15 protein-coding genes are annotated in these 10,057 nt (G+C 65.1%); 6 read left to right on the top strand and 9 right to left on the bottom strand.

Annotation, left to right across the window (positions count from 1 at the left end; genetic code table 11):
* Positions 1–71: 71 nt before the first annotated feature.
* Positions 72–347 (bottom strand): metal-sensing transcriptional repressor, encoded by a 276-nt coding sequence (locus tag ACRESJ_RS17860; protein ID WP_431601231.1) that lies wholly within the window; start codon positions 345–347, stop codon positions 72–74.
* Between the two features lie 20 nt (positions 348–367).
* Here ACRESJ_RS17860 and dmeF point away from each other — a divergent pair, with 20 nt between their 5' ends.
* The gene (gene dmeF / locus ACRESJ_RS17855) at positions 368–1,399 is read left to right on the top strand and encodes a CDF family Co(II)/Ni(II) efflux transporter DmeF (protein WP_431759066.1); all 1,032 of its coding nucleotides are present in this window, start codon (positions 368–370) and stop codon (positions 1,397–1,399) included.
* A gap of 132 nt (positions 1,400–1,531) precedes the next feature.
* Here dmeF and ACRESJ_RS17850 read toward each other — a convergent pair whose 3' ends face one another.
* Positions 1,532–1,903, bottom strand: a complete 372-nt coding sequence (locus ACRESJ_RS17850) for a hypothetical protein (protein WP_431759065.1) — start codon at positions 1,901–1,903, stop codon at positions 1,532–1,534.
* A gap of 80 nt (positions 1,904–1,983) precedes the next feature.
* Here ACRESJ_RS17850 and ACRESJ_RS17845 point away from each other — a divergent pair, with 80 nt between their 5' ends.
* Complete coding sequence (locus tag ACRESJ_RS17845; protein WP_421569039.1) at positions 1,984–2,409, top strand: hypothetical protein; 426 nt, start codon at positions 1,984–1,986, stop codon at positions 2,407–2,409.
* Between the two features lie 225 nt (positions 2,410–2,634).
* Here ACRESJ_RS17845 and ACRESJ_RS17840 read toward each other — a convergent pair whose 3' ends face one another.
* Both ACRESJ_RS17840 and ACRESJ_RS17835 read right to left on the bottom strand, forming a co-directional pair.
* Positions 2,635–3,120 (bottom strand): REP-associated tyrosine transposase, encoded by a 486-nt coding sequence (locus ACRESJ_RS17840; protein ID WP_431601228.1) that lies wholly within the window; start codon positions 3,118–3,120, stop codon positions 2,635–2,637.
* A gap of 132 nt (positions 3,121–3,252) precedes the next feature.
* Positions 3,253–4,068, bottom strand: a complete 816-nt coding sequence (locus ACRESJ_RS17835; protein WP_431601227.1) for a hypothetical protein — start codon at positions 4,066–4,068, stop codon at positions 3,253–3,255.
* Positions 4,069–4,217: 149 nt separating this feature from the next.
* Between ACRESJ_RS17835 and ACRESJ_RS17830 the strand changes: the two genes are divergently transcribed.
* The 4 genes from ACRESJ_RS17830 (at position 4,218) to ACRESJ_RS17815 (ending at position 6,574) form a co-directional block, all read left to right on the top strand.
* Positions 4,218–4,601: a hypothetical protein gene (locus ACRESJ_RS17830; protein WP_431759064.1), complete on the top strand. Its 384-nt coding sequence runs from the start codon at positions 4,218–4,220 to the stop codon at positions 4,599–4,601.
* An 85-nt stretch (positions 4,602–4,686) separates the two neighbouring features.
* Complete coding sequence (locus ACRESJ_RS17825; RefSeq protein ID WP_431600297.1) at positions 4,687–5,529, top strand: class I SAM-dependent methyltransferase; 843 nt, start codon at positions 4,687–4,689, stop codon at positions 5,527–5,529.
* Between the two features lie 116 nt (positions 5,530–5,645).
* On the top strand, positions 5,646–5,795 hold the full coding sequence (locus tag ACRESJ_RS17820) for a hypothetical protein (RefSeq protein ID WP_431759063.1): 150 nt from the start codon (positions 5,646–5,648) through the stop codon (positions 5,793–5,795).
* Complete coding sequence (locus tag ACRESJ_RS17815) at positions 5,792–6,574, top strand: GAF domain-containing protein (protein ID WP_431759062.1); 783 nt, start codon at positions 5,792–5,794, stop codon at positions 6,572–6,574. Before ACRESJ_RS17820 ends, ACRESJ_RS17815 begins: the two co-directional genes overlap by 4 nt.
* Before the next feature lie 60 nt (positions 6,575–6,634).
* On the opposite strand, the gene ACRESJ_RS17810 is transcribed toward ACRESJ_RS17815, so the two are convergent.
* The 5 genes from ACRESJ_RS17810 to ACRESJ_RS17790 all read right to left on the bottom strand — a co-directional run bounded on the left by ACRESJ_RS17810 (position 6,635) and on the right by ACRESJ_RS17790 (position 10,014).
* On the bottom strand, positions 6,635–6,811 hold the full coding sequence (locus ACRESJ_RS17810) for a hypothetical protein (protein WP_431600298.1): 177 nt from the start codon (positions 6,809–6,811) through the stop codon (positions 6,635–6,637).
* Between the two features lie 171 nt (positions 6,812–6,982).
* Positions 6,983–7,795, bottom strand: coding sequence for an alpha/beta fold hydrolase (locus ACRESJ_RS17805; protein WP_431600299.1), 813 nt, complete (start codon positions 7,793–7,795; stop codon positions 6,983–6,985).
* A gap of 146 nt (positions 7,796–7,941) precedes the next feature.
* Complete coding sequence (locus ACRESJ_RS17800; RefSeq protein WP_431759061.1) at positions 7,942–8,706, bottom strand: XVIPCD domain-containing protein; 765 nt, start codon at positions 8,704–8,706, stop codon at positions 7,942–7,944.
* Between the two features lie 189 nt (positions 8,707–8,895).
* Positions 8,896–9,549 (bottom strand): hypothetical protein, encoded by a 654-nt coding sequence (locus ACRESJ_RS17795; RefSeq protein ID WP_431600301.1) that lies wholly within the window; start codon positions 9,547–9,549, stop codon positions 8,896–8,898.
* Positions 9,550–9,666: 117 nt separating this feature from the next.
* On the bottom strand, positions 9,667–10,014 hold the full coding sequence (locus ACRESJ_RS17790; protein ID WP_431600302.1) for a winged helix-turn-helix transcriptional regulator: 348 nt from the start codon (positions 10,012–10,014) through the stop codon (positions 9,667–9,669).
* Between the last annotated feature and the right edge of the window lie 43 nt (positions 10,015–10,057).

The following is a 10,057-nucleotide window of genomic DNA, read 5'->3' as shown; positions in this document are numbered from 1 at the left end:
GGCCGGCCGGGCAGAGCCCGGCGCTACGGGGATTTCCCGTCGGCGGTTGGGTAGCCACGCAGGGCGTGGCTCTACCGGCCGTACGCGCGCAGCAGCTTCACCAGCACCTGCGCTTCGGCAGCCCGCTCGGCCGGGTCTTCCGGCGACACCACGTGCGCCTGCAAATGGTCATCCAGCAGTGCCATCAGCAACGCGTGCGCTGCACCGCGCACCGCCGACGCCTGCATCAGCACATCCGTGCAGTCTGCGTCCTCCGATTGAAGAGACGTTTCGAGAGCGGACACCTGCCCGGCCATACGCCGAACCCGGGCCAGAAGAGCCTTGCGTTGTTGTTGTACGTGCGCCATAGATGCCAAGCGTATACCCTATGGGGGTATATTCCAATGGCCTCATCACCCCCATGAACCTTGCCGCCACCGCAGACGCCCGTCGCCACAACCACCGTTTCGACGATGGCAACCCGCTGGCCGAGCGCCGCACCCGCCAGGCCCTGTACCTCACCGCCGCGATGATGGTCGTCGAGATCTTCGGCGGCTGGTGGTTCAACTCCATGGCCGTGCTCGCTGACGGCTGGCACATGAGTTCGCACGCCCTTGCACTGGGCATGGCCGCCTTTGCCTACGCCTGTGCGCGCCGATATGCGCACGACGGTCGCTTCGCGTTCGGCACCTGGAAGATCGAAATACTGGGTGGCTACACCAGCGCCATTGCGTTGCTGGGTGTGGCCCTGTTGATGGCCGTGCAATCCACTGAACGCCTCTTCTCACCCAGCAACATCCACTACAACCAGGCCATCGGCATAGCCGTGGTGGGCCTGGTGGTCAACCTTGTCTGCGCGTGGTGGCTGCACGACAGCAAGGGCGGTCACAGCCATGGGCACGACCATGGGCATGCACACGGCCACGCGAACCATGACCACGGCCATCATGAACACGGGCGCGGCCACCACCACGGCCACGGTGACGACCTCAACCTGCGTTCGGCGTACCTCCATGTCATCGCCGATGCGGCCACCTCCGTGCTCGCCATCGTGGCGTTGATCGGCGGCAAGGTATGGGGCGCCGCATGGCTGGACCCGCTGATGGGTCTGGTGGGCGCCGTTCTGGTCACGGTCTGGGCCATCGGGCTGCTGCGCGACACCGGCCGCATCCTGCTCGACGCGCAGATGGACGCCCCCGTCGTGGCCGAAGTGCGTGAAGTGATCGAGCAGGGCCCCTGGCAGGCCAGCCTCGCCGATCTGCACGTCTGGCAGGTAGGCCGCGGCAAGTACGCCGTGGTCGCCAGCGTGGTGACCACGGCGGATGTAACCGCAGATGTCTTCCGCGAGGCACTCAGCGTGCACGAAGAGTTGGTACACGTGACCGTGGAAGTTCATCGCGTAGCGTTGGCAAACCAGTAGCGCCGGGCTTTGCCCGGCTTGCCACGCGAAGCGTGGCAATGGTTTGGTCGCTGACATCGCAGACACATATCCAACAAGCGAAACGCAGCCAGGCATGGCCTGGCTCTACGCGCGCGCGCGCGGGCTCTGGCTTTAGAGGCGGAGCAGCATGCCCGCCAGGAACAGCAACAGGGGCGCCGCGCTGATGATTGCGCCGACGACGCCCACCCACGGCCAGCGTTCGCGTCGCACCCTAGCGCCCATGCTCAACAACAGCCCGAGCACCGCACACGCCAGCACACCGACCGATATGCCGGCGTTGCCTACCAGCATCCGGCCCACCGAAGGGGAAGCCTGCGCTGCGGCAACCGCCAACGCCAGCAGCACCGGCGCCACCAGCCAGCTGGCTGCCCCCAACAGCGGCAAACGTTGGCCGGCGGGCGGGGAGGCGGGGTTCGGGTTCGATAGGGGTGCGGACGTGGTGTGGGACATGTGGCTGCTCCGTGGGTCTGTCCAACCGTACACCCAACGCCACACCTGCACACGCCCTCGGCACCCGTACGTGCACCATGCCTCTACGACCTGTCCCTGGGGGGGATCCACCGATGCGTACCGTTCCGTTGCTGCTTGTGTTGCCCAGCCTGCTGTTGCTCTCTTCGTGCCGCGATAACGGCGCCGGACCCAGCACGTTCTCGTCAGACCCCTTGCTCGGCTGCTTCGCCACCCATCCGCGCAAACCCGCGGAGTTCCGCATCGAACAGGAACAGGGCGCGTACTTCGTTTCCTTCAACCGCGACGAGCAGTGGCAGCGTGACAGCACGCCGTTGCAGCTGTCTTCGCGCGCCGACATCGCCCGCTTCTTCAAGGACGACGCCGGCCAGATCGACAAGGCGCTGGTACGCCCCACGGGGGGCTTCGGCATCTTCCACTTCAATCCCGGCGCCACCCTCAAGGGCAAGGACAAGGACAGCGACTACATGGCGTTGGTGCTGATCGGTGCAGGGCCGGTGTTCCAGGTGGCCTGCCCCTGAGCGCCGCACCCCCGGCGCAGCCGCGCGGCGAGCCGCGGATGTGCAGCTGCCGCCAGGGTTTCCTCGTCGGTGCGTATTCCCCTCGCACCGAACCCTGGCGCCCCCACGGGATGCAACGGCGCAGCAACAGCCGTGCTCCCTCTCCCCTGACTCTTCCGCGCGCGCAGGCATCCGCGCGCATGCTGGCCATCCTTTCTGCAGCGCGCGCCGTACGCCACCCGACCGTCAGCATGGCGTCTCCCCCTGTGCGCACTGGCGGTGGATGGAGCTGTAAGGCCACTCGCAGGCCTCGCGCACCAGCCCGTGCTTGACCGGGTTGTCGTGCACGTAGGCAATGTGGCGTTGCACATCCTCGGCATCCACCAGCCGGTGCTCGCGGAAGTCGGTGTGCCACAGCGGGCGCGCGCAGCGATCGCGGCGCACCATCGCACGCGGCGGGTGGCCGGGCAGCTGCCGGTCGAACACCGCCTGGATCTGCAGCCAGCGCCGATGGCCTTCTTCGTCACCCGCCGGCAGCGTCCACACGCCGTGCAGGTGATTGGGCAGTATCACAATGGCGTTGACCCGGAACGGCCGGGTCTGCTGCGCTACCCGAAACGCGAGGCGCAGCACCTGTGCATGCTCCACCAGCAGGTGGCTGTAACGGTCACGCAGGTGCGCACTGAAGAAGTACGCGCTGCCGGGTTGCCAAGGGGTGTTGTGAGTGCCCATGGCCGCAGTGTGCAAATCTGCGCAGGCGCAAACGATCAGTCCAGTACCTGCGCCCGCGTCAGCGTGCTGCCCTGTGCAGGGTCAGACACGTGCCAAGGTCAGACACGCGGAAACGCATGACGGCGACTGCCTTCAGCGCGCGGCGCGAGGCGCGCCAAGTGCGGCCACACATTCCTGCTCGGCCACGCGTCCAATATGCGCGGCCAGGTGCACGTCGCCGTTGTTGGCAAGCCGCTGGGCCGCCTGCGAGTCGGATGGCAGCGGCCGGCGCAGCGCATCGCTGACCGGCACCGACCAGCTCTGCGGCGCGGCCGCACTGTCTGTCGACGATTGCTCGCCCAGCGTCCACGGCAACATGTGCAGCGTCTGCTCGCGCGAGGAAATCACCCGGTCAGGCCCATTGCTGAAGGTGATCACGACACGCATTGCCGGTTCGTCGTCAGTCCAGGGCATCCCCTGGTAGTACGCGTCCACCTGTGAGCGCAGCTCCGCGCCCTTCAGATGGGCATACATGCGGTCGCGGATCTCCTTGGCGGTGCAGCCGGGCACATCGGCGCGCGCGGTCACCAGGGCGTTTTCCATCATCCACACTGGCGAAACGTGCCGTGCCACCACCTGCACGGCGCGCTCGCGCGGCCACGGCGGTGCCGACAACGCCCACAGCAGTTCGCCCACCCGCTGCGCAGGGACGTTGGCGCGCGTGGTCGTGATGCCGTCGGCAGCCTCCACCATCGAAGTGCGGGTGAACGCGCGCTGGCCCGCGCCGCGCTGCAGCCGGTGCACCTCATCGGCGCGCTCCCAGCCGCTGTGCTGGTACTGGATCTCGACCGAGCGCACGTTGTGTATCGTCACCGCGGCCGGTGCACCTGCGGGCCCGCTGCACGCGACCAGCAGCACGGCAGGCACGCAGCCCAGATAGCGCAACGCGGTATGTAAGAAGGTAGGCATCCCGCATTCTAGACCTGCCGGCGCGCGACGCACGGCCCAGTTCTGCATCTTTCAATCGGCCTTTGTCCCACAGGTGGGACACACCGCACGGCGCTGCACCTTTGGCCTCGAACAGACTGGAATGAATCCCGACGCGCCGCGTGCATCCCATGCCTATCCTGCTGCTGTTCCTGCTCACGACCGCCACGCCAGAGCCGTTCCCGCCCGGCTACCACGACCGCCCCGGCGACGCCGACGACGGTATCCACGTGATCGTCCGCACCGGCCTGTGGGACGACTTCAACGGCGGACAGGCCGCGGTGGAGCAGGTCCTCATTCCCAACGAGGACGGGTCGTTCACCTATCAGTACGCACGCCAATCCCGTGCCACGCGCATGTACCACGCCACCTACTGCGCCTTCAGCCAGATGTACCCGCCCGAGGCAGACCTTGTCATCTGTGGCTCCGGTACTTACGGCGGCTGGGGTTGCTTCAGCGACACGCTGTTGCCGCCCAGGCCACGGGCACTTGGCCATCCAACCGAGCCGCCCTGAACCAGCCCGCCGCCCATCTCGGGTACGATTCCACCCCTTCCCTTCTTCCAGGCCGGCTGCCCTGCAGCTTGGTCGCCCCGATCCCGTGCCCCACTACACCGGCCCCCTGCTTACCCGCCCCCTTGCCGAAGCCCTGGTCCGCGCCCGCGACGCCGGTGCCACCGAATGGACCGGCTCGCTCGACCTCGCCCGCTCCACCGGCACCGCCGTGCTGGGCGCCGAGAGCTGGCAGTGGAAGGGCGAGACCTATGCCTACCCGGGCAAGACCAAGGACCGCACCCTGTACTACTGGGACGGCGAGGAATTCCTGGCGGTGTCGCGCTACGGTACGGCGCTGATCAAGCTGGTGCCCACCGAGTGGGACGCGCCCACCTTCGAGATCGATGGCATCAAGATGCTGCCCAGCGCGCAGGTGTCGCCGTACGAGGACGCGCGCCGCAAGGTGGCGCTGGTGGCACCGGCCGGCAAGACCGTGCTGGATACCTGTGGCGGGCTGGGCTACTTCGCCGCCTGCTGTCTGGAGGCAGGCGTCACCCGCATCCTGTCGTTCGAAAAGAACCCCGACGTGCTGTGGCTGCGCACCCTCAACCCCTGGTCGCCGGACCCGGACGCCGCCAGCAGCGGTGGCCGTCTGTCGCTGACCCACGGCGACGTATCGGAGGCCATCACCGGGCTGGAGACCAGCTCGGTGGACGCCATCCTGCACGACCCGCCGCGCTTCGGCATTGCCGGCGAGCTCTACTCGCAGGTGTTCTACGACCAGCTGGCACGGGTGATCCGCGCGGGCGGGCGCATGTTCCATTACACCGGTGCCCCCAACAAGCTCACCAGCGGCCGCGACGTGCCGCGTGAAGTGGCCAAACGGCTGGAGAAGGCTGGCTTCAAAGCCGAGCTGGCGCTGGATGGCGTGTTGGCCGTCAAGCGCTGATACGCAGGAACTGCACGCGCAGGTGAACCGGTCACCGCGCGTCCACCCGGGCTTAACCTGAACGCGTCGCGGCTGACCTAGGCTATTGCCATGCCCTACGCCTGACAGGTAACTGCATGACCCCAAGCACCACCGCCGTCTTCGATGAAACCGAACGCCAGCGCGCCCTGGATGCGCTGCATATCGTGGGCAGCCTGCCCGAACCCGCCTACGACGACATCGTCAAAGTGGCCGCCGCCGTCTGCGGCACCCCGATGGCCTGGTGACCCTGATCGACCGCGACCGCCAGTGGTTCAAGGCCCGCACCGGGCTGGAGGGCGTGCAGACCGAGCGCAACGTGGCGGTGTGCGACCACGCCATCCGCCAGCCGAAAGAGCTGATGGAAGTGGGCGACCTCACGCTGGACGCGCGCTTCGCCGATAACCCGGTCCTGAAGGACATCGGCGCCCGCTTCTACGCCGGCATGCCGCTGGTCACCGAAGATGGCGCCGCCGTTGGCAGCGTCTGCGTAGTGGACCTCAACCCGCGCCAGCTCAACACCACCCAGCGCGAGGCCCTGCAGGCCCTGGCCCGCATCACCATGAATCTGATGGAAGGCCGCAGCCGCGAACGCGAGCAGCAGGTCGCCGCCATTCTGGAACACGGCGTCGCCGAAGAGACCGCTGCGGCACCCGATGCGGCCGGTTCCTACACCGTGGTGATTCTGGAGCTGCAGGACCTTTCCGCGGCGGCGCAGCGCTTGGGCGAGCGCGGGCTGGACCGCCAGCTGCAGCAGTTGGACCAGGCGCTGGAGCAGTGCCTGCAGCCTGAGCGCGGCGACAGCATCAACCGTGTCACCGGCAGCGGCGAATTCATTGCGGTGCTGGGCAGCGCCGATGCGGGCGAAACGCTCGCCAAGCTCGAACAGGTGGCACGCGATACCCAACAGAGTCTGGGCGTGGCGCTGCTGTTGGGCACGGCCTCGACCCATACGGCCGAAGCCACCACCGCCGTCTTCCTGCGCGCGGACCAGGCGCTGAGCGCCGCCAAGGACGCCCTGCGCTGATCCAGTATTGAGGCGCACCAGAGGCGATGCGGTGAAGTAGTCACCGCATCGCCGTGAGGCTCAGTCGCCGCGTGGCAGTTTTGCCGCCCACATGTTATCCACCAGGTTGGGGTAAGCCCGGCCGTTTTCCTTGGCACGCTGCCGCGCCGCATCCTTCTGCACCTGCGACAACGGCTGCCCCTTCCCGGCCTTCTTGGGATTGGGCTTCTTCCAAGGCGGTGTAACCGTCTTACGCATGCAAGTTCCCATCGTTCCAATTGCGTGGCGCCACGCGCCCAGGTGGAAATGACGCCACGCGATACATGCCCGTGACATCACGCGATACATGGCCGCGAAATCACGCAATCCCCGGCCGTGACGCCACGCCCCCGTGGCCGTAGAGCCACGCCATGCGTGGCTGAACGTGACCTACTTTGCCAGAAACGCCACCAACGCCGCATTGAACTGCTCAGGGTGGCTGGCATTGCACCCATGCGGCGCATCCTCCAGCACCACCACCTCGCTGCCCGCAATGGCGGCATGCGTGCGCTTCCCGGAGCCCTCAAACGGCACCGTGCCGTCACTGTCACCGTGCAGCACCAACGTAGGCACCGTCACCTTCTTCAGATCCTCGCGGAAGTCGGTGGTACCGAAGGCCTTCATGCAGCCAAGAGCGGCCGTCTGATCAGACTGCTCACACAGCGCAATCGCCTCCTGACGCTGCTTCTCGCTGACCTTCAGCTCACCCTTCGCGCTGAAGAAATCCTTGGTAAACCCATCAAAGAACGTATCGCGATGGTTCTGCAGGCCCAACCGCATCTGCTCCGCCTTCTCTTCGGTCAGCGGCCCTTCGGGGTTGTCAGCGGTCTTGAGCAGGTACGGCGGCACGGCAGCGGCGAACACTACGCTGCGCAGACGCTGCTCACCATGCCGCGCGATGTAACGTGCCACTTCGCCGCCGCCCATCGAGAAGCCCACCAGCGTGGCATCGCGCAGATCCAGGTCTTCCAGCACCCCCGCCAAGTCATCGGCCAGCGTGTCGTACTCGTAGCCGTCTGCAGGCTTCTCCGAGCGGCCGAAGCCGCGGCGGTCGTAGGCCACCACCCGATAGCCCGCGTCCTTCAGCACAGGCACCTGCGCCTTCCAGGATTCGGCGGACAACGGCCAGCCGTGGATCAGCACGACAGGGCGGCCAGTACCGCCGGTGTCTTCAACATGCAATCGAACGCGCGATGCCGTCATGGGATGTCCTTCGGTGCGAATGAAGCGTTGACCTTAGACAACCTGCCACACACCACCCGTGAAGAAAATCGCGGCCGCAATGACATCGCGTGCACAGCCCGGCGGGTGCAACCTTTCTGACTTCTCAATGACACACAGGCGAACGTTCAGCCCATTCGGCGGGCGGTTGTCTCACGCTCCTGCGATTGCACCTGGTCGTTCTGCTGCTGCGCCAGCTGGCTGTTGTTCGTCAGCTGCTCACCGCGTTCCATCGACACCTCAACCGGCGTCTGCGCGGCCTGGGCGGTTGCCATCGCCGCGCGCAGATGCCCGGGGTCACCGCGCTCGCCCTGCACCACGAAGATGTTCTCGGCCGCGGGCGATTGCGCGGTGCGCTCGCTGAGCATCACGTGGTCGACGCGCGACAGGCCGTTTTCCTTGGCCAGCACGAACAGGCTGGCGCTGACGTTTTCGCTGGTGGGGTCGTACCTGCGCCCGTTGGCGGCGTCCAGTTCGGCGACCTTGCCGCGAATCTGAGCCATCATCGGATCACCCTCCACACCCTCGCAAGGACCGTTTTCAGAGATCCACTTCTGAAAGATTGTTTGCTTCGGCATGTCGTTGTGGATTTCGGCATCCACCTTGCTGCCCCGGACTGGGGCAGGAATGCTTTCAACTTCTCGCTTGTTTTCCAGCGGCCTGACGGCACCCTCGTAGTGTTTGTCCTGACCCGACTTGGACTGACGGTGCAGGCCGGCATGGTTCAGCGCACCCCAAGTGAAGTCGATGCAGCTGTTGTTGAAGCCACCGTATTGCATGTTGAAACCATGCTTGGTAGGGTCTTTGCCAAATTCAATGATGCGATCGAACTGATCCTTCGTGATCTCCATCTTCCGTGCATAGAATGGCTTTATGTAGTCTGCCTCGTCCAAGCCCGTTACAGCTCCCGGCCCGCTCGTAGCGCCATGTTTGATGGGCGCGAACCCGAGGCTCTACGAGAAGATCCCATGCTCGACCGACAAGTACATATGGCCTGCGGCCGATGTACCACCTCGGGCTAGCGGTGTGCCGGGGGCAGCTACGTAAACGGTGACGGTATAGGGTGCGTCCTTGCCCATGAATCATTTCGCCTTTTTGAAGTAAGCAACAAGCAACTCAGCGTTGTCGCCCTGGAACTCTGGGTGATCCGCCGAAAGTTCCATGCTCAATCGGTAATGCCCCGGCTGGATGTTCTCTGCAGATGCGAATTGAAGGACGTCATAGAACAGAGTGGCGTCGAGAAGTCCGGCATCTTCTAGTAACGATGTATCAACGCTGGTCGTGGTTAGACCTGGCACGCTGCCGTCTACAGGAACTGTGACTCGATCACGCAGGTCTGGCGTATTCCTCATGAGAGGCACCATTGTGACGGCGCCTTCTTCGACGCGGAGCAGTCGTACGTTGGCCGCCATTTTTGCTTCGACCAATCTCATGGAAAGCGCAGTTCCAGAGGCTGCGTCCGGCCTGGTCAGTCGCAAACCCAGCATGAGGTAGGGCACCGCATTTGGCCCGGGCGGCGGGACTTCAAACTCGAGGTTTATCACCTCGCCCGCCTTGTCCAACGCAATCGGTCGAATAAGAGGAGCTACAGTCCGCATCTCAGCGTTCTCCTTGTTAACCACCACGTTGGGTTGCGCGGTCTCTTCTCCGCGACTGCACCCTGACAACGCCGCTATCGCGATCACGCTCGCAGCACACAACACAATTGATCTATAGGCCTTCAGTGTCATGGTCACGTCTCTTCCTGATACGGGCGATCGTAGCGCGTGCGTAGTGTGGCGGAACCTGCACGAGTGACGTATAGGAAAAGTCCTAAGCACGCTGCGGCATCCGGCCGCAGCTGCATGCGCTTCTCAGAGCTCACCTGTCTGCTCCCGGTTCTTCCTCTTGTAAGCACTCCCCCAATCGCGCATTGCCAGCAACACCGGCACCAGCGTCTGGCCCAGTTCCGAAAGCCGGTACTCCACCTTCGGCGGCACCTCGGGATACACGTGCCGCACCACCACGCCGTCGGCCTCCAGCTCGCGGAGCTGGCTGGTCAACATCGATTGCGTGGCGTTGGGGATCAGCCGGGTCAGCTCCATGAAACGCTTGGTGCCGGACACCAGGTAGAACAGGATCACCGGCTTCCACGTGCCGCCCATGACCGAGAGCGTAGCCTCCACACTGCAACCGGTTTTGCCATATACGCGCCGTGCCATTACGGGATACTCCTGAAAACCATAGTACCTGTGAAAAAGCATA

The sequence above is a fragment of the Pseudomonas sp. genome (genome assembly GCF_050739655.1).
Lineage (GTDB): Bacteria > Pseudomonadota > Gammaproteobacteria > Pseudomonadales > Pseudomonadaceae > Aquipseudomonas.
The sequence above is the reverse complement of the archived record's forward strand: the minus strand, read 5'-3'. Positions and strand labels throughout refer to the sequence as shown.

What these genes read in the sequence shown, in the direction of transcription:
- ACRESJ_RS17840 (WP_431601228.1), bottom strand. Translation starts at nt 3,120, where the DNA reads ATGGGCACTCACAACACCCCTTGGCAACCCGGCAGCGCGTACTTCTTC.
- ACRESJ_RS17810 (WP_431600298.1), bottom strand. Translation starts at nt 6,811, where the DNA reads ATGCGTAAGACGGTTACACCGCCTTGGAAGAAGCCCAATCCCAAGAAG.
- ACRESJ_RS17845 (WP_421569039.1), top strand. Translation starts at nt 1,984, where the DNA reads ATGCGTACCGTTCCGTTGCTGCTTGTGTTGCCCAGCCTGCTGTTGCTC.
- ACRESJ_RS17830 (WP_431759064.1), top strand. Translation starts at nt 4,218, where the DNA reads ATGCCTATCCTGCTGCTGTTCCTGCTCACGACCGCCACGCCAGAGCCG.
- ACRESJ_RS17805 (WP_431600299.1), bottom strand. Translation starts at nt 7,795, where the DNA reads ATGACGGCATCGCGCGTTCGATTGCATGTTGAAGACACCGGCGGTACT.
- ACRESJ_RS17820 (WP_431759063.1), top strand. Translation starts at nt 5,646, where the DNA reads ATGACCCCAAGCACCACCGCCGTCTTCGATGAAACCGAACGCCAGCGC.
- ACRESJ_RS17860 (WP_431601231.1), bottom strand. Translation starts at nt 347, where the DNA reads ATGGCGCACGTACAACAACAACGCAAGGCTCTTCTGGCCCGGGTTCGG.
- ACRESJ_RS17790 (WP_431600302.1), bottom strand. Translation starts at nt 10,014, where the DNA reads ATGGCACGGCGCGTATATGGCAAAACCGGTTGCAGTGTGGAGGCTACG.
- ACRESJ_RS17835 (WP_431601227.1), bottom strand. Translation starts at nt 4,068, where the DNA reads ATGCCTACCTTCTTACATACCGCGTTGCGCTATCTGGGCTGCGTGCCT.
- dmeF (WP_431759066.1), top strand. Translation starts at nt 368, where the DNA reads ATGGGGGTATATTCCAATGGCCTCATCACCCCCATGAACCTTGCCGCC.